General features: G+C 37.4%; 28 protein-coding genes, 1 pseudogene and 1 riboswitch. Of the genes and pseudogenes, 21 read left to right on the forward strand and 8 right to left on the reverse strand.

Annotation, left to right across the window (positions count from 1 at the left end):
* Positions 1-152: 152 nt before the first annotated feature.
* The 6 genes from MUA51_RS01895 to MUA51_RS01920 all read left to right on the forward strand — a co-directional run bounded on the left by MUA51_RS01895 (position 153) and on the right by MUA51_RS01920 (position 6,515).
* Positions 153-833, forward strand: a complete 681-nt coding sequence (locus MUA51_RS01895; RefSeq protein ID WP_262560196.1) for a response regulator transcription factor — start codon at positions 153-155, stop codon at positions 831-833.
* On the forward strand, positions 820-1,839 hold the full coding sequence (locus tag MUA51_RS01900; RefSeq protein WP_262560197.1) for a sensor histidine kinase: 1,020 nt from the start codon (positions 820-822) through the stop codon (positions 1,837-1,839). Before MUA51_RS01895 ends, MUA51_RS01900 begins: the two co-directional genes overlap by 14 nt.
* Positions 1,840-1,944: 105 nt before the next feature.
* Positions 1,945-2,706: an ABC transporter ATP-binding protein gene (locus tag MUA51_RS01905; protein WP_262560198.1), complete on the forward strand. Its 762-nt coding sequence runs from the start codon at positions 1,945-1,947 to the stop codon at positions 2,704-2,706.
* Positions 2,696-4,603 (forward strand): ABC transporter permease, encoded by a 1,908-nt coding sequence (locus MUA51_RS01910; RefSeq protein ID WP_262560199.1) that lies wholly within the window; start codon positions 2,696-2,698, stop codon positions 4,601-4,603. The genes MUA51_RS01905 and MUA51_RS01910 overlap by 11 nt, the downstream gene beginning before the upstream one ends.
* Positions 4,604-4,882: 279 nt before the next feature.
* Positions 4,883-5,500: a DUF47 domain-containing protein gene (locus MUA51_RS01915; RefSeq protein WP_262560200.1), complete on the forward strand. Its 618-nt coding sequence runs from the start codon at positions 4,883-4,885 to the stop codon at positions 5,498-5,500.
* 13 nt (positions 5,501-5,513) lie between these two features.
* Entirely contained in the window at positions 5,514-6,515 is a 1,002-nt protein-coding gene (locus tag MUA51_RS01920; RefSeq protein ID WP_262560201.1) for an inorganic phosphate transporter, read from the forward strand.
* A 62-nt stretch (positions 6,516-6,577) separates the two neighbouring features.
* Here MUA51_RS01920 and MUA51_RS01925 read toward each other — a convergent pair whose 3' ends face one another.
* On the reverse strand, positions 6,578-7,450 hold the full coding sequence (locus tag MUA51_RS01925; RefSeq protein ID WP_262560202.1) for a LysM peptidoglycan-binding domain-containing protein: 873 nt from the start codon (positions 7,448-7,450) through the stop codon (positions 6,578-6,580).
* A gap of 226 nt (positions 7,451-7,676) precedes the next feature.
* Between MUA51_RS01925 and MUA51_RS01930 the strand changes: the two genes are divergently transcribed.
* From MUA51_RS01930 to MUA51_RS01980, 11 genes and pseudogenes are all read left to right on the forward strand, one after another.
* On the forward strand, positions 7,677-8,312 hold the full coding sequence (locus MUA51_RS01930) for a Bax inhibitor-1/YccA family protein (RefSeq protein WP_262560203.1): 636 nt from the start codon (positions 7,677-7,679) through the stop codon (positions 8,310-8,312).
* A gap of 59 nt (positions 8,313-8,371) precedes the next feature.
* Positions 8,372-8,481: riboswitch (TPP riboswitch) on the forward strand.
* Between the two features lie 85 nt (positions 8,482-8,566).
* Complete coding sequence (locus MUA51_RS01935) at positions 8,567-9,157, forward strand: thiamine phosphate synthase (RefSeq protein WP_262560204.1); 591 nt, start codon at positions 8,567-8,569, stop codon at positions 9,155-9,157.
* Position 9,158: 1 nt separating this feature from the next.
* Positions 9,159-9,362 (forward strand): sulfur carrier protein ThiS, encoded by a 204-nt coding sequence (gene thiS, locus MUA51_RS01940; protein ID WP_262560205.1) that lies wholly within the window; start codon positions 9,159-9,161, stop codon positions 9,360-9,362.
* Between the two features lies 1 nt (position 9,363).
* Positions 9,364-10,131 (forward strand): thiazole synthase, encoded by a 768-nt coding sequence (locus MUA51_RS01945; protein WP_262560206.1) that lies wholly within the window; start codon positions 9,364-9,366, stop codon positions 10,129-10,131.
* Positions 10,131-11,131 (forward strand): annotated as a pseudogene (locus MUA51_RS01950) (ThiF family adenylyltransferase). The gene MUA51_RS01945 and the pseudogene MUA51_RS01950 overlap by 1 nt, the downstream one beginning before the upstream one ends.
* Before the next feature lie 76 nt (positions 11,132-11,207).
* Positions 11,208-11,921 (forward strand): YebC/PmpR family DNA-binding transcriptional regulator, encoded by a 714-nt coding sequence (locus MUA51_RS01955; RefSeq protein ID WP_262560207.1) that lies wholly within the window; start codon positions 11,208-11,210, stop codon positions 11,919-11,921.
* Positions 11,922-11,938: 17 nt separating this feature from the next.
* On the forward strand, positions 11,939-12,418 hold the full coding sequence (locus tag MUA51_RS01960) for a cupin domain-containing protein (RefSeq protein WP_262560208.1): 480 nt from the start codon (positions 11,939-11,941) through the stop codon (positions 12,416-12,418).
* Positions 12,419-12,586: 168 nt separating this feature from the next.
* On the forward strand, positions 12,587-13,150 hold the full coding sequence (locus MUA51_RS01965; RefSeq protein ID WP_262560209.1) for a ribonuclease FAU-1 family protein: 564 nt from the start codon (positions 12,587-12,589) through the stop codon (positions 13,148-13,150).
* Positions 13,151-13,248: 98 nt separating this feature from the next.
* Positions 13,249-14,136: a LysR family transcriptional regulator gene (locus MUA51_RS01970; protein ID WP_262560210.1), complete on the forward strand. Its 888-nt coding sequence runs from the start codon at positions 13,249-13,251 to the stop codon at positions 14,134-14,136.
* Between the two features lie 139 nt (positions 14,137-14,275).
* Complete coding sequence (locus MUA51_RS01975; protein WP_262560211.1) at positions 14,276-15,481, forward strand: sugar efflux transporter; 1,206 nt, start codon at positions 14,276-14,278, stop codon at positions 15,479-15,481.
* Between the two features lie 19 nt (positions 15,482-15,500).
* On the forward strand, positions 15,501-15,995 hold the full coding sequence (locus MUA51_RS01980; RefSeq protein ID WP_262560212.1) for a DUF456 domain-containing protein: 495 nt from the start codon (positions 15,501-15,503) through the stop codon (positions 15,993-15,995).
* On the opposite strand, the gene MUA51_RS01985 is transcribed toward MUA51_RS01980, so the two are convergent.
* Both MUA51_RS01985 and MUA51_RS01990 read right to left on the reverse strand, forming a co-directional pair.
* Positions 15,984-16,466 carry a hypothetical protein gene (locus MUA51_RS01985; RefSeq protein ID WP_262560213.1) on the reverse strand — a complete coding sequence of 161 codons (483 nt, stop codon included), beginning with the start codon at positions 16,464-16,466 and terminating at the stop codon, positions 15,984-15,986. The genes MUA51_RS01980 and MUA51_RS01985 overlap by 12 nt on opposite strands.
* A complete protein-coding gene (locus tag MUA51_RS01990) occupies positions 16,426-17,109 on the reverse strand; it encodes a hypothetical protein (protein ID WP_262560215.1) in 684 nt (227 codons plus the stop codon). The genes MUA51_RS01985 and MUA51_RS01990 overlap by 41 nt, the downstream gene beginning before the upstream one ends.
* A 179-nt stretch (positions 17,110-17,288) precedes the next feature.
* On the opposite strand from MUA51_RS01990, the gene MUA51_RS01995 reads away from it, so the two are divergent.
* The 3 genes from MUA51_RS01995 to MUA51_RS02005 all read left to right on the forward strand — a co-directional run bounded on the left by MUA51_RS01995 (position 17,289) and on the right by MUA51_RS02005 (position 18,667).
* Complete coding sequence (locus MUA51_RS01995) at positions 17,289-17,597, forward strand: SA0632 family lipoprotein (protein WP_262560216.1); 309 nt, start codon at positions 17,289-17,291, stop codon at positions 17,595-17,597.
* A 90-nt stretch (positions 17,598-17,687) separates the two neighbouring features.
* Positions 17,688-17,987, forward strand: a complete 300-nt coding sequence (locus tag MUA51_RS02000) for a hypothetical protein (RefSeq protein WP_262560217.1) — start codon at positions 17,688-17,690, stop codon at positions 17,985-17,987.
* A gap of 116 nt (positions 17,988-18,103) precedes the next feature.
* A complete protein-coding gene (locus MUA51_RS02005; protein ID WP_262560218.1) occupies positions 18,104-18,667 on the forward strand; it encodes a GNAT family N-acetyltransferase in 564 nt (187 codons plus the stop codon).
* A 49-nt stretch (positions 18,668-18,716) separates the two neighbouring features.
* Here the strand turns inward: MUA51_RS02005 and MUA51_RS02010 are convergent, their stop codons facing one another.
* The 5 genes from MUA51_RS02010 to MUA51_RS02030 all read right to left on the reverse strand — a co-directional run bounded on the left by MUA51_RS02010 (position 18,717) and on the right by MUA51_RS02030 (position 22,338).
* The gene (locus tag MUA51_RS02010) at positions 18,717-19,283 is read right to left on the reverse strand and encodes an LOG family protein (protein ID WP_262560850.1); all 567 of its coding nucleotides are present in this window, start codon (positions 19,281-19,283) and stop codon (positions 18,717-18,719) included.
* Between the two features lie 84 nt (positions 19,284-19,367).
* Positions 19,368-19,835 carry a YaiI/YqxD family protein gene (locus MUA51_RS02015; protein WP_262560219.1) on the reverse strand — a complete coding sequence of 156 codons (468 nt, stop codon included), beginning with the start codon at positions 19,833-19,835 and terminating at the stop codon, positions 19,368-19,370.
* Positions 19,835-20,632: a hypothetical protein gene (locus MUA51_RS02020; protein WP_262560220.1), complete on the reverse strand. Its 798-nt coding sequence runs from the start codon at positions 20,630-20,632 to the stop codon at positions 19,835-19,837. The genes MUA51_RS02015 and MUA51_RS02020 overlap by 1 nt, the downstream gene beginning before the upstream one ends.
* Positions 20,633-20,848: 216 nt before the next feature.
* Positions 20,849-21,700, reverse strand: coding sequence for an undecaprenyl-diphosphate phosphatase (locus MUA51_RS02025; RefSeq protein ID WP_262560221.1), 852 nt, complete (start codon positions 21,698-21,700; stop codon positions 20,849-20,851).
* 188 nt (positions 21,701-21,888) lie between these two features.
* Positions 21,889-22,338 carry a MarR family winged helix-turn-helix transcriptional regulator gene (locus tag MUA51_RS02030; protein ID WP_262560222.1) on the reverse strand — a complete coding sequence of 150 codons (450 nt, stop codon included), beginning with the start codon at positions 22,336-22,338 and terminating at the stop codon, positions 21,889-21,891.
* Positions 22,339-22,561: 223 nt separating this feature from the next.
* Here MUA51_RS02030 and MUA51_RS02035 point away from each other — a divergent pair, with 223 nt between their 5' ends.
* On the forward strand, positions 22,562-23,485 hold the full coding sequence (locus tag MUA51_RS02035; protein WP_262560223.1) for a CobW family GTP-binding protein: 924 nt from the start codon (positions 22,562-22,564) through the stop codon (positions 23,483-23,485).
* Positions 23,486-23,560: the final 75 nt, after the last annotated feature.

Below are 23,560 nucleotides of genomic sequence, written 5' to 3' on the forward strand. Positions count from 1 at the left end.
CGTTCGGTTCTGCTCAAATCTTAAGCATTTTTGTCCCAACCTCGTACGAATGGGTGTTTATTTATTTGGATGTATCGCATAATTTTGTAAGACATTTGTCGATAAACACGCTATATTTAATGTATGTGATAGATGTGATTAGGGGGGATCTGATGAAGATTCTATTAGTTGAAGATGATCAAACACTGTGTCAACAAATTACTGAAGCACTTGTACAGTGGGACTTTGAAGTGATTGCTGTGACAGATTTTAGCAGTATTTTACAAACATTCATAGATGTTGCACCACAAATTGTAATTATGGATGTGACATTGCCGAAATATGATGGTTTTTACTGGACGAGACGAATTAGAAATCAATCCAATGTTCCGATTGTTTTTCTATCATCGAGAGATAACCCGATGGATCAGGTGATGAGTATGGAGTTGGGAGCGGATGATTACATGCAAAAACCATTTCATATGCCTGTACTTGTTGCGAAGTTGCAAGCAATCTATCGACGAGTGTACCAATACAATCAAGAAGCGAAACGGACAGTGATGTGGCAAGAGTGTGTTGTTGACCTAACGAGAGATTGTATTGAATATAATGATCAATGTATCACACTGTCTAAAACAGAAATGTTAATTTTGGATGTCTTGTTGTCTAAAAAGAATCAAATTGTATCACGTGATGAGCTGATGACAGCATTATGGGAAGATGAGTCCTTTGTAAGTGACAATACGCTGACTGTGAATATCAATCGTCTACGTAAAAAGTTACGTGCATTTAATATGCAACAAGCCATTGAAACAAAAGTAGGAAAGGGCTACATGGCACATGAAACACTTTAAATGGATAACGATTTGGTTGCGTGAACGTCATGTGTGGATATGGCTACTCATTTTATTAGATATGATATTAATCAGTGCTAGCTATCTAGATGAACGTATGTCAATAGAAAGTGTCTTGTTTGTTTTCGGCTTACATGTGATCGTGGGCATTTTTTATTTGATTTTTACATATATTAAAGAGATAAAATTCTATGAAAAGTTGCATGAAGGCGTGAGTATTCGTGAAATACGACATCGTGATTATGCAGAAAGTCCATTTGAAAAAGTAGTCATGGATTACTTAGAAAATAACTTGAAGATACAGCAACATACCTTAGAAACACAACGGCATTGGCTAAATGTGAATGAACAATCTATGACAGAGTTTGTACATGATATTAAAACGCCTGTGACTGCATTGAAGTTACTCATTGAACAGGAACCGGACTTCAAAAGACGTCAACAATTAATGTATGAATGGTCTCGCATTGCGTATATGTTAGATCAGCAGCTGTTTTTATCACGACTCAATCACAAAGCACATGATATGTTTTTTGAAGTCGCTTCATTGCGACAATTAGTTGTTGATGAAGTACGAGAAACAAGACATATTAGTATGCGTAAAGGCATTGGATTTGAAATAGACGTAGCACCTGAGATCGAAGTTTATACGGATAAACGTTGGTTTAAAATGGTGATACGCCAAATTATTTCTAATGCGGTCAAATACACGATGTCAGGGGATATTGTTATTCGTGGCGTTATAGATGATGCACATGTTTCACTGACGATAGAAGATCAAGGATGTGGTATTCCATCTCATGACTTACCGAGAATTTTTTCACGTGGATTTACAGGAGATGTACCTGAATCAGAAAATGCTTCCGGTATGGGATTGTATCTTGTAGATAGTGTCAAAGAGGCATTGGGACTAACAATTGATGTACAATCAGAAGTTGGTCAGGGGACAACTGTGACATTATTCTTTTCTAAACAGAATCAACACACACAACGCATGTCGAAGTGACAAAATTGTCACATGAGCCGTGCGTTTTGTTATATGATTCAAACGCAATAAACAGTGGGAACCGGTATGATAAATGTAACAAATACGAAAAGGAAGTGAAGCCACATGTCTATTTTAAATGCCAAACATGTGACAAAAGTATATGGAAATCATCATCAATCATTTGAAGTGTTGAAAGATATTAATCTCGAGGTGAAGCGTGGTGGCTTTGTATCAATTATGGGGCCTTCAGGGTCAGGTAAGACGACCTTACTTAATGTACTCAGTTCCATCGATTATGTAACAAATGGCCAGATTGAAGTAAATGGTCAAGATATTACACGTATGTCGAATAAACAATTATCAAACTTCCGCAAGCAAGAAGTAGGGTTTATTTTTCAAGATTATAATGTGCTATATACATTAACAGTTCGTGAAAACATTATGTTGCCACTTTCAATTATGAATCTGAGTCGCTCTGAAAAAGAACGTCGTTATGAAGAGGTTACAGCAGCATTGGGAATTCAAGAAATGGGTAATAAGTATCCGAATGAAATATCAGGTGGACAAAAACAAAGAACAGCAGCTGCACGTGCACTCATCGGAAAACCAGCCATTATCTTTGCTGATGAGCCGACGGGAGCACTCGATTCAAAGAGTGCACAAGACTTGTTAGTTCGTCTTGAACAAATCAATCGTGATATGGGAACAACGATTGTGATGGTTACGCATGATCCTGTCGCAGCAAGCTATTCAGATCGTGTCATTATGTTGAAAGACGGTCAAATCCATACGGAACTCTTTCAAGGAGATAAGACAACCGCACACTTTTATCAAGAAATTATTCACAATCAAAGTGTATTAGGTGGTGTCACTTATGAGCTTTAATCAAATTATTTTTAAAAACTTAGCACAAAATCTTAGACATTATGCCATATACCTTATCTCCATAATCATAAGCATTAGTATGTATTTTAGTTTTGTAACGTTAAAATATACAGACGAAGTGACGGAATCAGATGGTACAGAGATGTTAGCGAAAGCAGCAAGTATTGGTGACAAGTTCTTATTTATCATTATTCTTTTCTTTTTAATGTACGCCAATCGTTTGTTTATTAAAAAGCGTGCAAAAAGTTTTGCCCTATTCCAATTGATTGGTCTTTCTCGTAAAGATCTCATGCGTATGTTGGGTATTGAGCAACTGGCTATTTTTGTCTCAACAACCTTTGTCAGTATCATCATCGGTATTTTTGGTTCTCGTTTACTTCAACTTATTGTTAAAAAATTTATTCACATACCCATCGATATTAAAATGGGGATTCAATCTGAAGCGGTTGTTGCAACATTAGTGCTTGTGATAAGCGCATGGTTGTTAATTATGGTTCAAAGCTTCACCTTTATTAGACGCCGTTCTATCGTCCAGTTAATGAGTGATGTACAAAAATCAGAAGCAACGACATTCCGCATCACATTGTGGGAAGTTATTTTCGGTATACTTGGTATAGGGATGATTGGATCAGGTTATTATTTATCAACAGTTATGTTTGAATCGAAATACTTAATAGGTGCGGTCTTTTTTGTGGCACTTGTCATTTTATTCTTAACAGTATTTGGTGCCTACTTTTTCTTTAGAAGTTTTGTGTCGCTTGTCTTTAAAACATTGAAGAAATTCAAAAAAGGAAATGTGACAGTAACAGATGTCGTGTTCACATCATCTATTATGCATCGTATGAAGAAAAATGCCTTTTCGTTAACACTGATTGGGATTATTTCAGCAATTACAATTACCATTCTATCATTTGCAGCATTAGGTCAATCAAGTGTGCAAAAAAATGTAAATCTAACATCACCTTATGAATACACATATTTTGATACAAATTCAGCAGAGAAATTTGAAGATGCTTTGAAAGAGAAAAACATTCCATACAAGAAATATACACAACACCTTATTGAAATGCCTATTAAAGGGAAAAAACATAAATTAGGTGAATACTTTGATGTGACACCTCTTATGCGTGATTCAGAACTAGAAGAAATTGATGTTGCGGCAGGAGAAGTGCAATTTGTCAATATGTTTTCAATTACGCAAAAGGCTGTAAAGGTTGAAGAAGGGAATCAAGTCATCTTAGGTAAAGAGAATCACCAAAAGACATTAAAAGTGGATAAGATGACAAGTCAGAACTATATTGCTAACGACTTACTGTTTGGTTCGCCTGTTGCCGTTGTAGATGATGCAACGTATAAAGAACTTGAGCCAGCGAATGCAAATAACAAAGAAATGCCAAAACGTTTGCAAATAGGTTTTGAATTAAAACAAGATAAGGCTAAGCATTTGGCGAATGAATTGAATGGGCAGTTCAATAAAACAAATCCATCACCGCGTTCTGCTATTGAGAAAGAGTCTTTAGCGTTTGCAGGTATGTTTATTTTTGTGAGTAGTTTCTTAGGTATTGTTTTCCTTATAGCAGCTGGCTGTATCATTTACATTAAGCAAATGGATGAGACGGACGATGAGATGCAGAACTATCAAATCTTACGTAAAATCGGTTACACACATCAAGATATGACGAAAGGTCTGGCACTTAAAACATTCTTTAACTTTGGCTTACCGCTTATTGTCGGATTATGTCATGCATACTTTGCTGCTAAAGCTTTTAATGTCTTAATGGACAGCCCGAACTTGGTACCTGCATATATTATGATGGCCATTTATTCTGGTATTTATGCAGTGTTTGCATTGATTGCCTTTATACATGCTAAAAGAACGATTAAATTCACAATTTAGCCAATGGAACAATAGATTATCAGTATTTTGTAACAATAAGACTGGGAGGTGCATATTTCCTAGTCTTATTTATTTTGACTTTTTGTTATATAAGTAAATAAAATGTTAAGGTTTTGTAAATTCGATTGTCGGCTGACGTAATATGTGATATTTTCAAATATAGGTAAAAAATCTGAATGAAAACAAGTGGCTTTTAGTCATTTGAATAAATAAACGGCAACTTGGTAACGATCATCACAATGAGAGTGATTGCCCGACTTGCTGAACGGAGGATTTAACATGATTAAGAAAAAAAAGGATAAGTTCATGGAGCGATTGGAAGATATGATCTTCAACCTAGATCGAGCGGCAGTAGAGTTCGGGAAGATGGACTTTAAGACGCACCTTGATTTAAGAACTTATGCTGAAAATATTAAGACGTATGAATCGCACGGTGATGATTTGATGCATCAAGTAATTACAGACTTGAACCAAACATTTATTACACCAATCGAACGTGAGGATATCATGGCACTATGTAATGCGATTGATGATGTGTTAGATGCGATGGAAGAAACGTCTGCCATGTTTGAAATGTACTCTATCGAATATTCAGATGAATACATGTTAGAATTTGTAGAAAATATCCAAAAAGCCATTGGTGAGATGAAGTTAGCCATTGGATTATTAACTGAAAAGAAATTATCACACATGCGTGTACATTCTATTAATATTAAAGAATATGAAACGAATTGTGATGGTATTTTGCGTCAATCAATTAAACATATCTTCAATAGTGAGATAGATCCGATTACTTTGGTCAAAATCAAAGATATCTATGAGAGCTTGGAGAATATTGCTGACCGTTGTCAAACAGTCGCAAACAACTTTGAAACAATTATCATGAAAAATAGCTAAGGAGTCCTCACTTATGGAGTATTTGATATTTGTAACGATTGCGATCGTTATATTTTCGTTGGTTTTTGACTTTATCAATGGATTTCATGACACAGCGAATGCAGTTGCTACGGCTGTTTCAACACGTGCATTGTCACCACGACACGCGATCTTTTTAGCGGCGATTATGAACTTTATCGGTGCGTTGACTTTCACAGGTGTTGCGTCAACGATTACGAAAGAGATTGTCAATCCATTCCATCTTGATAATGGATTAGTTGTCGTACTTGCGGCCATTTTAGCAGCGATTATCTGGAACTTAGTCACTTGGTACTACGGTATTCCGAGTTCATCATCACATGCATTAATTGGTGCGATAGCCGGTGCAGCCATTGCATCAGCCGGCTCAATTAGTGTCTTACATTTACAAGGTTTTACTAAAATTGTCCTTGTATTAATTCTGTCACCTTTAATTGCGTTTGCTGTCGGTTTTACAATGTATTCAATTGTGAAGATTGTTTTTAAAAATGCGAATCTCGCACGTACAAATCGTAACTTCCGTGTTTTTCAAATTTTTACAGCAGCATTGCAATCATTCTCACACGGTACAAATGATGCACAGAAATCAATGGGTATCATTACAATGGCGTTAATCGTTGCGGGCATGCAAACAAGTGTTGAACCTGCATTATGGGTAAAAGTATCCTGTGCGGCGGCAATGGGTCTTGGTACAGCAGTCGGTGGTTGGAAAATCATCAAAACAGTGGGGGGTAATATTATGAAAATCCGTCCAGCAAATGGTGCAGCAGCTGACTTATCATCTGCTTTAACGATCTTCGTTGCATCATCATTGCACTTCCCACTTTCTACAACACATGTGGTATCATCTTCTATCCTAGGTGTAGGTTCTGCCAACCGTATTAAAGGTGTGCATTGGAATACTGCAAAACGTATGATCGTAACATGGTTTATTACATTACCAATATCTGCTTTACTTGCAGCGTTAATTTATATTGTTTTAAATTTATTTTTCTAATACAAAAGGATTGCGTACACAAAGCGTGTACGCAATCCTTTTTGCTTTAGTTATGAGTTGTATTAATGAATATAGTTGTAGCTACTTGTTAATGAACCTGGAATTGTACGGTATCCTACTTGTCCTGGTGAAGTATTGTAGTTCATCTCTGATACTAAAATACTACCGTCTGGGTTGACACGTTCAACATATGCAACATGCCCCATAGGACCTTCTGTCGTCTGCATAATGGCACCTACTTGTGGCGCATTGTTGACAGTGTATCCGTCAGAAGATGCAGCACTTGCCCAGTTGCTTGCGTTCCACCAATATGTACTAATCGGTTGACCTGTTTCAGAACGACGATTGAATACATGCCATGTACATTGTCCCCAAGTGTAAAGATTACTTTGGTTCACAGAGGGTGTTTGTGTTTGTGTACTTGTTTGTACTGTTTGAACACCATTACCTCCTGCAGCAGCTGTATTGACATTTGATGTTGATACAGCGCCAGATTGTCCTGGAATTTGTAATGTCTGATTAGGGTGGATAAGATAACTGCTCATCCCATTAGCGTTCATTAAGTCTTGAACGGTAACGCCGTATTGTGCTGCGATGATATCTAATGATTCACCTGCAACCACTTTGTGACCGTTGCCTGAAGTTTGAGTCGTCGTTACATTGTATGATGTTGTATTTTGTGTTTGAGCATTAGACTGTGCTGTCTCATTGCTCGCACTACCACCAATTGTCAATGTTTGACCAGGGAAAATCATGTTGTTAGAAAGACCATTTGCTTGTTTAATGGCATCTACTGTTGTGCCGTATTGTTCGGCAACTGTCCATAAAGAGTCACCTGACTGTACGGCGTGTTGTGTTGATGCTTGTGCATCTTGATGAGTAAGCACTGCGGCAGCCCCAGAAGTCACTGTCAGTGCGAATGCGAATTTTTTCAAAGTGTTGCCTCCTTATGTATTAAAACTTTATCGTTGATTGTTTCGAAATGTTATCTTTTACATAATATCAAAGATTATTTTAAATTTGTGGAATGTTACGAATCTGTAATGAATTTAACATGTTGTACTCAATGTGATTTAGGGTAAAGTACTGTGAGATGTGACATACGTATGTTAAAGTAAATGTTACAATCAACAAGAAAGATGAAATATAAAGGAGATTTTTATGAGTTCAAGTACAGAACAACAGTCATCAGACTATAAACGATATGGACAAGTATGGTTATTCTTTATGTATTATTGGTTAATATTTGGTATTTCGGTATATTTTGGTCAGTATTTACCAGCGGAATGGCGTCAACCAATGTCTATCGGGTTAGCGATGCTCATTCTTATTACGATGGTCGTGCAACGTGCGCGTTTTAGTGGTCCAATCATTTCACATATTTACACTATCGTTGCAGGATTATTATCTTATGCAACATTCATGTATTCATTTGCAAATCTAGGTGCACACACCTTTTTCATGATTGTGTTATTAGCAATTACAGGGTTTGTCGTGTTTGGTGTCGTTGGCTTTTTTGTTATTCGTGACGCATCAAGTATGGGGAAATATTTATTTGTGACACTTATCGCGCTAATCTGTATGAGTATTGTTGGCTGGTTTGTTCATATCCCTATGCTTTATACAGTTATTTCAGTTGTTGGGTTAGGTCTGTTCTTACTTTACACGTTATATGATTTTAACCGATTGAAGCGGGGTGCCTTTGCGCCAAGAGAGATGGGGTTTAATTTATTTCTAAACTTATTCCGCATCATTCGCCACGCATTAAACTTAGCCCAAAAAGTAAAAAGATCATAAAGATTTGATTCGATGGTCAGTTTTTAATATGATGATACTAGAGAACAATTAAATGGTTAAATATCCACTGGAAGTGCCATATGAACCGTTGGCTGAGATTGAAACGTATTTCAAAATTCCTGAACCTGATCCAGTTAGTACTGGCGTAGGAAAGTGGTTTTGCTTACGTATAAAATGTGAAGCTACTTTTCTGCAGTGTGTAGAAGAGTAGCTTTTTATTTTTATCTCAAGTGGTGTTTGGAAAGGGGGGTTACATGATTATTGCAGTGACACCTTATGAATTGTTAACTGAGCAACATATTCAACGTCTGAATTTGATAGAGCCACATATTGACGGTGTCCTTTTGCGAACACCGATGAGACAACAGCGTCTCATTGAATGGCTCCATGTTCTGTTGCGAGAAGGATTCCCTAAGTCAAAGGTCATTATACATACAGACATTACATTAGCAAAGGATATGGGAATTCAACGTTTACATTTCAGAGAAGGTGATGAACAGGCGTTTGACTTGAAATCCACACACCCTTCATACAGTGTAAGCATGTCTGTGCATTGTGTTGAATCAATTATCAAGGCACACAATCATCGATTAGATTTCGGTCTATTTGGACATATTTTCCCTTCAGCATCAAAAGAGGGAACACCACCGCGTACAAGTACAGAGGTGTGTGCAGCGTTATCAGAGCATTTACCGCTCATTGCGATTGGGGGTATTGATCAGAACACTGTCATGCGTGTTGACCCAAAGTTCATCGGTATTGCATGTATTCGCAGTGTCTTTGATACACCGATAAAAGTATTTGATGAGATGGTACAAAAATGGAGAATGAATAAGGAGGAATGACATGATTGAGATACAAGTAAATGGGGAGCGTCAGCAATTTCAGTCAGATACAACGATTCAAGATGTATTGAATCATTTTGGAATTGAAGCAAAACGAATGGCGGTTGAGCATAATGAAACAGTTGTGAAGCGTTCAGAATGGGCATCTACCTATTTGCGCCCTGATGATCGATTAGAGTTATTAGAATTTGTAGGAGGCGGATAATATGTTTAACATTGGAGATTTAACATTTCATTCAAGATTATTTTTGGGAACAGGAAAGTTTGATAATGAGCAAGTTCAAAGTGCAGCGATTGCAGCATCTGAAACAGAAGTATTAACATTTGCCGTACGACGCATGCACTTATACGATCGTGATTTACCGAATCCACTTGCGAATGTAGATTTAGAACAGTTTGTAACTTTCCCAAATACAGCAGGAGCCAAAACTGCGGAAGAAGCAGTACGTATTGCTGAATTGGCACATGAAGCAGGTGTGTGCGATATGATCAAAGTAGAAGTAATCGGTGATGATGACACACTATTACCTGATCCTTTTGAAACGTATAAAGCATGTGAAATCTTATTGGAAAAGGGATACACTGTGTGTCCTTACATTTCGGATGATGTTGTTTTAGCGCAGCGTTTAGAAGCACTCGGAGTTCATGCAATTATGCCACTTGCGTCACCCATTGGTACAGGAAGAGGCATTAGTAATCCGCTAAATTTACGTTATATTATTGAAAAAAGTAAAGTACCAGTAATTGTTGATGCAGGTATCGGCTCAGCAAAAGATTGTGCTGAAGCAATGGAGCTCGGTGCAGATGCAATTTTGCTGAACTCTGCAGTTTCACGTGCAAAAGATCCTGTCAAAATGGCCGAAGCGATGAAGAAGGGTATCGAAGCAGGGCGTTTAAGTTATGAAGCAGGACGTATTCCAATCAAATATAATGCCGTACAATCCAGTCCATCAGAAGGACTTGGCTTTTTGTAATGGAACGCTATGATAGACAGATAAAATATGCACATTTTGGTCAGCAAGGGCAACAAAAACTTCGAAACCTTCGCGTGATTGTTATGGGTGTTGGTGCATTAGGAGTGGTGTTGCAGAACAACTCGTACGAAGCGGTGTGGGGCATATCACACTTGTCGACAAAGATATTGTGACTATGTCTAATCTGCATCGTCAAAGTTGTTATGTGACGGCTGATGCAGAGTCAATGCTACCTAAGGTCATTGCTTTACAACAGCATCTCATAGCTATTAATCCTGATGTGAAAATAACGACATATAATGAAGAAGTGACAGCGCAAAATATTATAAACATACTCGAACAGGTCAAACCAGACATAGTCTTAGATGGTATGGATACATTTGAAATGCGTTTTTTGTTGAATGAAGCAACACGGAAGTTACAGATTCCTTATATTTATGGTGCGGTTGTAGGAAGTCAAGTCAGTGTTCTACCTATTCACGGTGAAGGGCCTTGTTTGCATTGTATTTTACCAGAAGTACCGAAAACAATGGAACGCTGTGAAATCAACGGTGTGTTACCTCCTGCTGTTCATATGGCTTGTAGCTTAATTGTTGCAGAAGTGTTTCGCTATCTGATGCACGGTCATTTTACGAGCAAGATGACAACGATAGATATACACACACTAAAGATGAGAACGGTTGATGTTACTGCATTGAAAGAATCTGAATGTACAGTTTGTGGGCAAGGACAATATCGACGCTTATCATATGATGATGTTGATCACATACGTGAGTTATGTGGCGGTGTGTTTCAGATACGATTGCCACAAGAAGCTTTTGACGCCACACTTCATTCAAATATTACAGTCGGCATTGCCAATCAATATGTGAAAAGATTGATGAAAGATGACTACGATATGACATTATATCAAGATGGACGGTTATTAATCTACGGTGCAAGCAGTGCGGAAGAAGCTGAAAACGTGCGTGATCAATTATTCGTTGCACATGATGATTGACACATGTTGCTTTCAGATAAAAATACCATGTATAATAAAGGGTAATCTAAAAAGCAATTGAAAGCGAGATGGAAGAATGGGACGTAAATGGAATAACATTAAGGAGAAAAAAGCACAAAAGGATAAAAATACAAGCCGTATCTACGCGAAATTTGGTAAAGAAATCTATGTAGCGGCGAAGTCTGGTGAACCAGATCCAGAATCTAACCAAGCGTTGAAGCTTGTTTTAGAGCGTGCGAAAACATATTCTGTACCGAACCATATCATTGATAGAGCGATTGACAAAGCAAAAGGTGGCGGCGATGAAAATTTTGATGCATTACGCTATGAAGGCTTTGGTCCAAGCGGCTCAATGTTAATTGTCGACGCCTTAACAAATAACGTAAACCGTACAGCATCTGATGTGCGTGCGGCATTTGGTAAAAACGGCGGCAACATGGGTGTTTCTGGCTCAGTTGCATATATGTTCGATCACACTGCAACGTTTGCATTTGAAGGTTATGATGCAGATACAGTATTAGAACAGTTGATGGAGCAAGATATCGATGTGCGTGATGTCATTGAAGAAGGCGGACTCACAATTGTCTATGCAGAGCCAGATCAATTTGCATCTGTACAACAAGCGTTACGTGACCTAGGTGTTCAAGACTTCGAAGTGGCAGAATTAGAAATGTTACCACAATCAGAAGTTGAATTATCAGGTGATGATTTAGCAACTTTTGAAAAGCTTGTTGACGTGTTGGAAGACCTTGAAGATGTACAGCACATTTTCCATAACGTTTCATTATAATGTGTGGAGGACAACGTATGCAGGCTAAAGATTGGATTCAGCATTTATCATTAACACCACATCCTGAAGGTGGTTATTACCGTCAAACAATTCTGAGTTCAGATGCTGTGGACGGTCGCCCTAATTATTCGAGTATATACTTTTTATTAGAGGATACGAACATCTCTCATTTCCATCAAATCGATGCAGATGAAATTTGGTACTATCATGCAGGCGCAACTTTGACGCTTCATATGATTCATCCGGATCATACGTATGAAACAGTGAAAGTTGGGCCGAATGTAGATCAAGGTGATGTGTTGCAATATGTTGTACCAAAAAATACAATATTCGCTTCGTCGATTGAAACACCACAAGCCTTTGCCGTGGTAGGCTGTATGGTTCAACCAGCCTTTCAATTCGATACGTTTAAGTTATACACACAACAAGAATTGTTACAAAAATATCCCGAACATGAAGCGGTGATTCTCCGATATGCGAAGCAATCAATTGAATAATAGATGATATAAGCACACCCTTTTCTACTGCATGATGTCGGTAGGAATAGGGTGTCTCTTTGAGCCGATTTTTAGTGTTCAAAGGGTTAGCCGTTCTATCTCTGTGTAACTGAACGAGTGACAGAGAACTATTAATTTTATATAATAAACGAAAGGAGGAGGGTTGCTGTGAAAGTAAAATATATCGATAAACGTCACTGGCGTCGCCTCTTAGACCGTGATTATATAGAAGTAAAAGTGAACAATAATAAATTTAAGGGGATTATCGGCTTGATTACGATTAACAAAGTGAGAGAGCCATTAGAAGTAACAGTTATAGGGAAGAAGATGGTTGTTGCCGATGAACAATACCAATGGTTACAAATTGTGCCGGAAAAAAAGCGTTACAGCTTGACGGTGATGTTTAATGAAGATGGGCAACCATTACAATATTATTTTGATATCAATTTGAAAAATATTACGCAAAAAGGGAAGGTACGTACAGTTGATCTGTATTTAGATGTGCTTGTGCTTCCTGATGGTCGATATGAACTGGTCGACCAAGAAGACTTAGAGCGTGCATTGCGTGCGAAGAAGATTACACGAAAACAGTATCATGAAGCATATATTATTGCACATCAGCTCATGATTCAAATTGATGAAGATTTTCAAAGTATACATGAAAAAGCAATGTATTGTTTCAATAAAATCCGTCATAAACACCTGAAACATGAACGCTCAGGCAGATATTGACTGTTAATAAGTAAGATGTACAATCGGAAGGGACAAGGCTGTGTTCCTTGATTGAACTAGATCATCACACAATGCGAACTTGTAGAGGAGGAACCGTGATGAAGATGGATGATTATCGTTTGCTCATCACATTGGATGAAACAAGAACGTTGCGTAAGGCAGCTGAGCAACTCTATATCTCACAACCTGCTGTGACACAACGCTTAAAATCAATTGAGCGTTATTTTGGTGTTGAGATTTTTATCCGTACAAAAAAACAACTTATTACAACAACTGAAGGTGCAATGGTCATTGCACATGCCAAAGAAATGCTCAATCAAGAACATTTATTTAAAGATAAGATTAAAGCACATATCGGTGCAATTAACGGGAGCTTATCCATCGGCTGCTCATCGCTTGTCGGACAAACATTGTTACCAGAAGTATTAAGTCAATATACATCAGAATACCCGAATGTCGAAGTAAAGCTTCATGTAGGGTCAAGTGATGAAATCAAGCAGCAGTACAATGATTACCACATTATGATTGTTCGTGGCAACCAGTTGTTAAATAAGCATAATGACCATTTGATGGACGATCAACATTACTTTATATATCCAACGAACAGAACGGCAGAATTACATAAATTACCGTTTATAGAGTTCCAAGCAGACCCGGTATATATTAATCAAATTAAGTCTTGGTATTATCAACATATGTCACAAGATTATCATGCGCGAATTAAAGTTGATCAAGTGGCGACATGTAAAGCGTTATTATTAAGTGGTGTCGGTGTGACAATCCTGCCAGAAATTATGACAAAAGATTTGGATGATGCGCAATTTACGAAGATTAAGGTTGATATTGAGGAGCGCCCTCTCGTACGAGCAACCTATTTGAGTTATGATATGAGTATGATGCAGCTCCCTCAAGTCAGTGCATTTATTAATGTATTGAAGACATACATTAAAGAAGTGAATATATTATCTCAGACGGTTGATGGATAAATGATGACATCCATTATAATAATAGGTGCGTGTTAAGGCTAACAGATACACTGAGCAGCCCGGATTGCTTATGTGAATTTAAGAAAGGCCTAAACGCACTTATTTTGTTGCGTTAGATACATTAGAAAAGGAGAAAATTATGTTTCGTGAACTATTAACGATAAAGAACTATAAATTATTTGTTGTAAATATGATGCTGATTGGTATGGGGATTGCAGTAACTGTTCCATTCTTTGTGTTATTTGCAACGAATCAACTCGGTATGACGACGAATCAATTCGGTCTTTTACTTGCGTTAGCAGCAATCAGTCAATTTACGATGAATACTATTGTTGCGCGTTTTTCAGATACCCATGCGATCAATCGAAAAGCTATTATTGTTGTCGCACTTTTAATGGGGGCAATCAGCTTTTCATTACCATTTTTTGTAGACAATATTATTTTATTCATTGTTTTATACGCTATTTTTCAAGGTCTTTTTGCACCTGCAATGCCTCAGTTGTATGCTTCAGCACGTGAGTCTATTAATCAGTCAACATCAAGTAGTCGCGCCATCTTTGCCAATTCTGTACTGCGTTCGATGTTCTCATTCGGCTTTCTATTCGGCCCATTAGTAGGGAATATTTTGAATCAGTCAATGGGTTATAACGGTTTATTTGGTGGGACCGTTGCGATTATCTTAACGACACTCGTCTTACAATTATTCTTCTTCAAAGATATTAAAGCAGCAAAACCTGTCAGCAACCAAGCACATACGGAACAAAATGCACCATCAATGCTTACACACACATACTTAATTGTGCCATTTCTCGCATTTATCTTGTTACATATCGGACAGTGGATGTATACATTGAATATGCCATTATACGTGACCAACTATTTACACGAAGATGAAAAGTATGTTGGACATTTGGCAAGTTTATGTGCAGGACTAGAAGTACCATTTATGATTATTTTAGGAATTGTTGCGAGTAGAGTAGCAACGAGAACACTACTCGCTATTGCAGCTGTATGCGGAAGTGCTTTCTTTGGTAGCATTGGTCTTTTTGAGAGTGTCCATATGATGTTAGTCGGACAAGTGCTATTAGCTGCATTTTTAGCGGTGTTATTAGGAATAGGGATTAGTTACTTCCAAGATATTTTGCCTCATTTCCCGGGTTATGCTTCAACACTCTTTGCAAATGCAATGGTCATCGGTCAACTGCTCGGTAATTTACTCGGTGGTGCGATGAGTAACTGGGTCGGTTTAGGTAATGTTTTTTATGTTTCAGCTTTTTCACTTACTTGTGGATTTATATTAATTTTATTTACAAAAAAAGAAGTAACATCACGTACAACCGTGTAGATGATGGAAGGAGAGACAAATGGATACTTTACAAGTTGCGTTATGGTTATTGATTCTATCTGCTTTTGCACTCGGATTTATTAGCTTGATCAAACCGATTATTCCAGGTGTATTGTTATTATGGATTGGATTCTTCATCTATCATTGGGGAATCAATAGCGACAGCTTATCATGGTGGTTTTGGGGGTCAGCGATTGTTTGGACGCTGTTTATCTTTATCTCAGATTTACTACTCAGTCGCTATTTTGTAAATCGCTTTGGCGGTTCAAAAACCGCAGAGCGTACAGCGATTATCGCAGTCATCGTTGGCGCTTTTGTCTTCCCGCCATTCGGTATTCTTATCGTGCCATTTATTGCTGTTTTAGTCGTGGAGTTATTGCAAGGTGTTAATGTGCAGATGGCTATGCGTGCAAGTGTCGGAACGATTGCTGCCATTTTTACAAGTTCTATCGTACAAGCATTCATTATGACATTCATGATTGTTTGGTTCTTTATCGATGCATTAGTTATATAAAATTTGACAAAACGAGGTTGTGAGAGAAGCGTTTAGGGATTGAGCAGAACCCAAGCGGTGAGCAAAATCGCTTTTTGATTTTGTAGAGCCACGAAGTTCTGTCGCAAATTCTGTACTTTGAACACTGACATCAAACGAGGTTGTGAAAGAAGCGTTTAGGGATTGAGCAGAACCCAAGCGGTGAGCAAAATCGCTTTTTGATTTTGTAGATCTGCGACGTTCTACCGAAAGCCCTGCTTCTCGAACACTGACATCAAACGAGGTTGTGAAAGAAGCGTTTAGGGATTGAGCAGAACCCAAGCGGTGAGCAAAATCGCTTTTTGATTTTGTAGATCTGCGACGTTCTGCCGAAAGCCCTGCTTCTCGAACACTGACATCACAACATTGGGACACCGTATATTGGTCTCCCAGTATGCGTCTTAGTTTCTTTTTAACGCCATGATGCACGATGATTAGTTTGTTGTTTGCCATTGAGATATAGTCCGATTGGCAAAATAACAAAAGAAATCAAAACAAAGGTCCAATTATTGACGAGTATATAAGGTCCGAATTGAAAGAGTTGCTGCGGAAAGAAGAAGATTTCGAACATTAATATAAAAAGACAAATCAGTACGATATAGCCTATGAGCCATGCCAATCGGGAATAGTGAAAGGCTTGAAGTTGTACCATTTTAAAACAAGACCAAACAAACAAAAAGCTGACAAATAAGCCACTGATGAGCGTTAATGGAAATGTATAGATAAAGATACGTGGGTCATTAATAAAGAAACCAAGAAACCCTTTTAAAAAACAAAATAAGCCTAGTAAAAAGACAATATGTTGATAGATGTAGTGACAAATATTTATAAATGTATGATTGGGCAATGCTTTGATTGTTTCGTTCGCATGATGTTTAGGGTCATGATTGAAGAAATCCATCGCATGCATGCCTTTATTTTCAGCTTTGAGTAGGTGCGCTAGAATTTGTTGCAATACTTTTTCAGAGTCATAAGCGTTGACACGCATATCGGCACGGACATAGGTCATATAGCTTTCAAAGATTTGACGATCTGTGTTATTCAAGCGCAATGCCTTTACATTGTTTTCTTTCATCAGTTCATTTGTTGTTTTCATGTCGCACCTCCTCAGTATTCATTGCATATTTTACTATGCTCTATTATGACGACTTTGCGATTATAAATCAATTAACGTTCGATATTTTAATCGTTATGAAATATTGTGTAACACATGCGAAGAACCCTCATACATGCTAAAATAGAAACGTAGCGATTCAAAATTGGAGAGAGACGAAAATGAAAAAAATAGGTGTCATCATGCTTACAGCAACATTCCTTTTAACAGGGTGTGGCAACAGTGAAAAAGCCAAGTTGCAAGATGAAATCCAGTCATTAGAAAAAGAACAAAAAATATTAAAAGAAGAAAATAAAAAGCTAAAAAATCAGAGTGATAAGTTAGATGATAAGATAAAAGAAGCAGAAGAGAAGATCAATCAGTCAACGAGTGATCACAAATCAAAAGATACGAAAACCGATGAGACTCAAAACAAAGAAGACACATCGACAGGTGAATCAAATAAGGAAGAGACATCAAAAGCATCTTAATAACGAGATGTGTGGTGCGTTTAAGTAACTTATCAGTAGGGTATTGAAAGATACATATAAAACGAATGTAAAGAAAAGAGGAAAGCGACAATGTATGAAAAAGAGTTTGCACTTTTAGAAGGACGTGAAATGTCACTTGTAACATTGGGAAGAGAACTTGAAAACATTACAGGTTATGAACTGTATGATTCGACAGGAGAACTAGATCGTGTCATCGCATTGAAGCCAAACTTTTCTCATGATTGGGAAACGTTCAGAGCAACTTATCGATTAAAGCATCGCAATGACTTCATTGATGCTGTGTTTACAATCGTAAAAGACTACAATAAAGAACGTATAAAAGAAGTTCCAGTTAAGATTCAATTATTGAGTTATATTTCAAGAGCATAAAATACATGTGATTAAAGGCGTTCTAAAGCTATGCTCTAGAACGTTTTATTTATTTTGATTTGCTGCTAAGCTTTATTGAGAATAAGTTGGTTTTAAACATAGAGAGGGGGCTAAGGATGACAGTCTATATAGAAACAGGACGGTTACGTTTGCGCAGTTGGGAACGCTCAGATTTATTACCACTACAACAATTGAATGCACATCGTCAAGCACGTCAGTTTTTCCCGAGTATCTTAAGTTATCAAAGAACAGAGCAGTTACTTGATGCGATTCGTACGTATTTAGACACACATCATATTGGCCTGTTTGCAGTAGAACTAAAAGCGACTAAAGAATGGATTGGCATGGTAGGACTTAACTACTTGTCTGATACGCATGATTATCCATTTCGCAACCTGCCTTTTTATGAAATTGGTTGGAGACTTGTACCTGACGTATGGAATAATGGGATTGCGACAGAAGCGGCAAAAGCAGTGCTAGACTATGCAAAAGATCTAGGGATACAAGAAGTGTACGCAATTGCAGCAGAACAAAACCAAGCCTCTATTCGTGTAATGGAAAAAATAGGCATGCATCGTTATGATAAGTTTGAGTTTCGACAATTCGGCTTACAGCACCCACTCAAGCGGCAAGTGCGTTATCACATCGACTTAACGCATAAGAAGGACACATCTACTTAGAAGACCGAGCACCCACATTCAGGGACTCGGTCTTTTTGTGTATATTGAGTTAGTTATAAGTACGTGTAGAAATAGGTTTTGCATCTTTTAACCCAGCTAATAATGCTTCTGGAGTCTCATATAAGCGTGCTAGATTTTCGTATTTAGCGTCGATAAAACCTTCTTGAATCATATGTGCAATTAATTGGTGAAGTGGGTTGTAAAACTGTTTAATATTATAAATGCCAATTGGTTTTTGATGAAGACCAATTTGTGCCCAACAGTACACTTCGAAAAACTCTTCAAGTGATCCCGCACCACCGGGAGCCATCACAAAAGCATCTGCTAACTCTGCCATTTTTTGTTTTCGTTCGTGCATAGAATCAACGAGTATGAGTTCAGATAACCGTTGGCTTGTAATCTCTCGCTCATCAAGCATCTTTGGCATTACACCAATGGCTGTACCACCATGGTCTAAAACACCATCTTGAATGGCCCCCATAATACCAATAGAACCCGCACCAAATACGAGTTCGATACCCTGTTCCGCAAAATATTTACCCAGTTCATAAGCTGATTCAACATACTCTGGTTGGTTTCCTTTACTCGCCCCACAATATACAGCAATTCGTTTAATTGTCATTGTAACATCTCCTTTAGTTGTTAATTGTAGTATACGTCTTTTCATTTTGTTGAACAATCCGTATTGGAAAAGCGTCGTTTATTCAAATGAATGTGACTGTAGAAGGATATGCATCAATTTTTGTTTGAATGCAAGATGTTGTGCTTGAGTAAAAGGTTTTGGGCCCTTGTGATGACGCTTTGTTTGTTGGCGTAACTGTTGATGGTGATAACGTTGTGCTAGAAGTTCATCTATCTTTTCAGTAGTATATTGATAGCCTGTATGATGTAAAAGATAAGCTGCTTTATTTAAAGCTAAACTTGCCAAACCATAATCTTGTGTAACAACAATGTCAGTTGAGCTGACTTCACGTAAAAGTGCAAAGTCAACGGCATCACGTCCACCATCCAAATATTTTACTTGAACGTGCGACGGATACACTTGATATGAAAAGTGATCATAACTACGAAATATGCAAACAGAGACGCCTGCACGTTCTGATAATTGAACAATCGTGTCAATCACAGGGCAGGCATCTCCATCAATAAGTATACGTGTGATTTGCATTATAAATCAGGTGTTTGATTGTGTACTTGATCACTTCTGTATGTTGTTTCTTTCGCTTGGTGACGTTCTGACAAAGTCTTAATACGTTGTGGTTGTTGAGTCGAATGCAAGTTTGAATCAGTTTGTTGCTTTTTCTTATCTTCTTTTTGTGTTTGTTTTAATTGTTTTTTCAATGCTTTTTGTCGTTTTTGACGTACTTTCTCTTCAACTTTATGACGTTTTTGAATGTTTTTTTGAAGTTTTTTATCTAACTTACTGACTATTTTCTTATTTTTCTTAGCGATCTTGTCACCATGTGCTTCTATTTCTGGTTCAACTGTATTTGGTTCAAAGCCCACCTGTTTAGAATATTTTTGCATGCGTTGTAAATCTTTCTTCATTTGCTTTTGACGGTGCGCTTGTGCTTTTTCTTCAGCTTTATGACGCTTATCCATCGCTTTTTGAAGTTTTTTATCGAGCTTTTGAATCCCTTTATTATTTTCTTTAGCAAGTTGTTCACCACGAGCATGAACATTTTCAGGACGCATTGCACGTTCAGCTGCTTCAGCTTGTTTTACAGCTTTTTTATAATCATGTTGCGCTTTTTTCGCTTTGACATGTGATGTTACCTTATGTGTGCGGTCAACGACACCATCTTTGACATGTACTGCAGCATGGCCAGTTTTAGTTGCTGCTGTTTTTGATGACGCTGCTATTTTTTGAACATCTGGATGTTCTTTAAATTTTTTACGTTCTAAAATGAGTGGTACTAAGAAGACAGGAAGTACAGTGATGATCATTTTGATTGTTTTATTCATATTCGTTGCCTCCATTTTGTTTAATTTGATAACTACTTTATACCCAATGTACCATAAAATAAACACATATACCCATTAAGAAGATATGAAAGAAGCGTTTAGCATTCGAGCAGAATTCGAATAATGAGCAAAATCGCTTTTTGATTTTGTGGCGTATTTATAATAAAAAACATCAGCGCCTATAAATGACGCCGATGCCAAATATTATTTCAATCATTATAAGATCACGTAGTAAACGACTGCGATTACCACAACGAGTACGATGCGGTAGATGGCAAATGGTATTAGTTTCACGTTTTGAATTAATTTCAAGAAGAGTTTGATTGAAATAAAACCAACGATAAATGCTGCTAAAAAGCCGATGATATAGAATGGAATATGTGATAAGTCAATATAATCATAATGTTTCACAATTGATAATGTACTGGCTGCCAACATGACAGGTACGGCCATAATAAATGTGAAATCAGATGCAGATTTATGATCTAATTTCATGAGTACCCCTGTCGAAATTGTAGAACCAGAACGGGAAAAGCCTGGCCACATTGCAACGGCTTGTGAAAGACCAATTACAAATGCTTGAAAGTATGAAATCTCATCAACAGAGACTGTGTTACGCACATTGCGACTATATCTATCTGCAATAATCATATAAACAGCACCTAAAAATAATCCAATAAGTACAGTTGGTAAACTGAATAAATACTTTTCGATTAAGTCATCAAACAACAAGCCAAGTACGCCTGCAGGAATCATCCCAACTAAAATATGTGTTAATTTTAAGCGTTTTGGCTTTGAGCGAAGACCTACTTCGTGTGTCGGTGCATATTTTCCGATGTGAAACATTTCGAAGTATTTATGGCGGAAGATCCATGCTGCCGCAAAAACAGAGCCAAGTTGGATGACGATTTTGAATGTAAAGGCCGACTCAGAACCTAAAAATTCGGTTGATTTTAACCACATATCGTCTACTAAAATCATATGACCTGTTGAAGAAACAGGTGCAAATTCTGTGAGTCCTTCTACAATCCCAAGTATTAGTGCTTTAATCAGTTCAAAAAAAAGCATAAAAAATTCCTCTTCATTCTATTTAATTTCTTTGCACATCATAGCATACCACAATGTGACTTGTCTGTTGAGACTAAATCATTCAGACCAAAGTATGAAATATGCGCCCATTCAAACGGTATGTTCAAATGGATGCATCATATAATATATATAAAGCTAGGTGATGCCTAATTTTTTGCTAGAGGGCGTTAGTGTTCACTTTTGTTTGCTTCACTAAAGCCACTAATCACTTTTTCGAGCAAAATATTTAATTCTTGGATTTCATCAAGTGTTAATGAAGATGCTTTTGCTACGAATGTAGCAGCATCGCAGAGTTGTGATTCCATCGCACTACTTTTATCTGTGAGATGAACGAAAACTTCTCGTTGATCTACTTCGGAACGCTCACGTTTAATTAAATCCATGTTTTCCATGCGTTTAAGCAATGGTGACACTGTACCAGTATCAAGGGCAAGGTCTGTTACGATTTTCTTTACGTTTACAGGTGATTCTTGCCATAATATTTCAAGTACTAAATATTGCGGGTATGTGATACCGTGATCTTTAAAAATCATATTCGAGTAATATCGATTTACTTGTCGTTGTGCATTGTAAAGATTAAAGCACACTTGACCTTTCAAGTTGAGATAGTTAGACATCAGCATTCTCCTCCAGATAATTTATCCGCTTTCTTTCATTTATTAGATTGTGTTCTGCCTGTATTAGTGAGTTTATATGAAACAGTAGTGCTAAGTTTGATACTATTGTAAGATGATAGTATCCGGTCATTTTAGAAGATAGCCAAACTATTTGCAAGCTAAAAATCTAAAACAACATACATATTATAACAGATTTATAAAAATTTTTAAGCGAGGGATATTTGTGGACAATAAAAATACAAATATTACGATTGTCAGTGGCTTTCTTGGTAGTGGGAAAACTACTTTCTTAAATCAGTATATGAATAAAATATTAGAAAAAACCAATCAAGTAGCGCTCATTGTGAATGAATTTGGCAATTTCGACGTCGATAGCCATATTTTAGATAAAACAGCACTATCAGTTTCAATGCTACAAGGGTGTATTTGTTGTGATTTACAAGATGATCTTGTTGCGCAGTTGCATCAACTGTCTCAGCAAGATGTCTCACACGTAGTGATAGAAGCAACCGGTATTGCCAACCCGATTGAAATGTTGTCAGCTTGCCAAGATCCAGTCATTGCACATTTATATGAACCACCTACAATCATTACGGTCGTCGATAGCGTACGTATGCTGAAATTTCAATATGCAACGGAAGCAACAGAGACACTGATGCATGATCAGATTCGAGCCAGCCAACACCTAGTATTGAGTAAGGTAGATTTACTGGACTCTGATGCGCAGCGTGCACAAGTGATAGATCAAGTGGCTCAAATTGCACCTCATAGTCAGATTGATATTGCACTTAATGGTGAGATTCAAGAAACAGTCAAAAAAGGGGAGCTCTCATCACCAGTACAACATGAATCATCAACACACCCACACGCGCATTATGAAGTGTTAAGTTATCGTTTTACACATCCTGTTTCACGTGAACAATTGATTCAATTTATTTTAAATACGCCTGATGCTATTTTGAGAATGAAAGGCTATATTCAGTTTCGAGATGTGCCAAACGAAACCTTCTTACTACAATATTCAAGCGGTTTGCCTTCTCTTGATAGTGTTGGAGAGGTTCACTTGCCGACAACCATTGTTATCATTGGTGAAAAACTAGACAAACCTGCACTGAAAAATAAGTTGGAACTGTTACAATTTGGTTAACGTCCAGCCAACACATGCAATATAGTACGACATTCGTTACAATTTAATTAAACAATCATTATTCTTGAGGTGAAA

Source organism: Staphylococcus sp. IVB6214, assembly GCF_025558585.1.
Taxonomy (GTDB): Bacteria; Bacillota; Bacilli; order Staphylococcales; family Staphylococcaceae; genus Staphylococcus.

Excerpts from the sequence above, each read along its gene's own strand:
- MUA51_RS02005 (WP_262560218.1), top strand. The coding sequence starts at position 18,104 with ATGACAGTCTATATAGAAACAGGACGGTTACGTTTGCGCAGTTGGGAA.
- MUA51_RS01975 (WP_262560211.1), top strand. The coding sequence starts at position 14,276 with ATGTTTCGTGAACTATTAACGATAAAGAACTATAAATTATTTGTTGTA.
- MUA51_RS02015 (WP_262560219.1), bottom strand. The coding sequence starts at position 19,835 with ATGCAAATCACACGTATACTTATTGATGGAGATGCCTGCCCTGTGATT.
- MUA51_RS01990 (WP_262560215.1), bottom strand. The coding sequence starts at position 17,109 with ATGAAAACAACAAATGAACTGATGAAAGAAAACAATGTAAAGGCATTG.
- MUA51_RS01945 (WP_262560206.1), top strand. The coding sequence starts at position 9,364 with ATGTTTAACATTGGAGATTTAACATTTCATTCAAGATTATTTTTGGGA.
- MUA51_RS01895 (WP_262560196.1), top strand. The coding sequence starts at position 153 with ATGAAGATTCTATTAGTTGAAGATGATCAAACACTGTGTCAACAAATT.
- MUA51_RS01995 (WP_262560216.1), top strand. The coding sequence starts at position 17,289 with ATGAAAAAAATAGGTGTCATCATGCTTACAGCAACATTCCTTTTAACA.
- thiS (WP_262560205.1), top strand. The coding sequence starts at position 9,159 with ATGATTGAGATACAAGTAAATGGGGAGCGTCAGCAATTTCAGTCAGAT.
- MUA51_RS01980 (WP_262560212.1), top strand. The coding sequence starts at position 15,501 with ATGGATACTTTACAAGTTGCGTTATGGTTATTGATTCTATCTGCTTTT.
- MUA51_RS02030 (WP_262560222.1), bottom strand. The coding sequence starts at position 22,338 with ATGTCTAACTATCTCAACTTGAAAGGTCAAGTGTGCTTTAATCTTTAC.
- MUA51_RS02000 (WP_262560217.1), top strand. The coding sequence starts at position 17,688 with ATGTATGAAAAAGAGTTTGCACTTTTAGAAGGACGTGAAATGTCACTT.
- MUA51_RS01960 (WP_262560208.1), top strand. The coding sequence starts at position 11,939 with ATGCAGGCTAAAGATTGGATTCAGCATTTATCATTAACACCACATCCT.
- MUA51_RS02020 (WP_262560220.1), bottom strand. The coding sequence starts at position 20,632 with ATGAATAAAACAATCAAAATGATCATCACTGTACTTCCTGTCTTCTTA.
- MUA51_RS01985 (WP_262560213.1), bottom strand. The coding sequence starts at position 16,466 with ATGGCAAACAACAAACTAATCATCGTGCATCATGGCGTTAAAAAGAAA.
- MUA51_RS01935 (WP_262560204.1), top strand. The coding sequence starts at position 8,567 with ATGATTATTGCAGTGACACCTTATGAATTGTTAACTGAGCAACATATT.
- MUA51_RS01910 (WP_262560199.1), top strand. The coding sequence starts at position 2,696 with ATGAGCTTTAATCAAATTATTTTTAAAAACTTAGCACAAAATCTTAGA.
- MUA51_RS01970 (WP_262560210.1), top strand. The coding sequence starts at position 13,249 with ATGAAGATGGATGATTATCGTTTGCTCATCACATTGGATGAAACAAGA.
- MUA51_RS01930 (WP_262560203.1), top strand. The coding sequence starts at position 7,677 with ATGAGTTCAAGTACAGAACAACAGTCATCAGACTATAAACGATATGGA.
- MUA51_RS02025 (WP_262560221.1), bottom strand. The coding sequence starts at position 21,700 with ATGCTTTTTTTTGAACTGATTAAAGCACTAATACTTGGGATTGTAGAA.
- MUA51_RS01900 (WP_262560197.1), top strand. The coding sequence starts at position 820 with ATGAAACACTTTAAATGGATAACGATTTGGTTGCGTGAACGTCATGTG.
- MUA51_RS01920 (WP_262560201.1), top strand. The coding sequence starts at position 5,514 with ATGGAGTATTTGATATTTGTAACGATTGCGATCGTTATATTTTCGTTG.
- MUA51_RS01905 (WP_262560198.1), top strand. The coding sequence starts at position 1,945 with ATGTCTATTTTAAATGCCAAACATGTGACAAAAGTATATGGAAATCAT.
- MUA51_RS01955 (WP_262560207.1), top strand. The coding sequence starts at position 11,208 with ATGGGACGTAAATGGAATAACATTAAGGAGAAAAAAGCACAAAAGGAT.
- MUA51_RS01915 (WP_262560200.1), top strand. The coding sequence starts at position 4,883 with ATGATTAAGAAAAAAAAGGATAAGTTCATGGAGCGATTGGAAGATATG.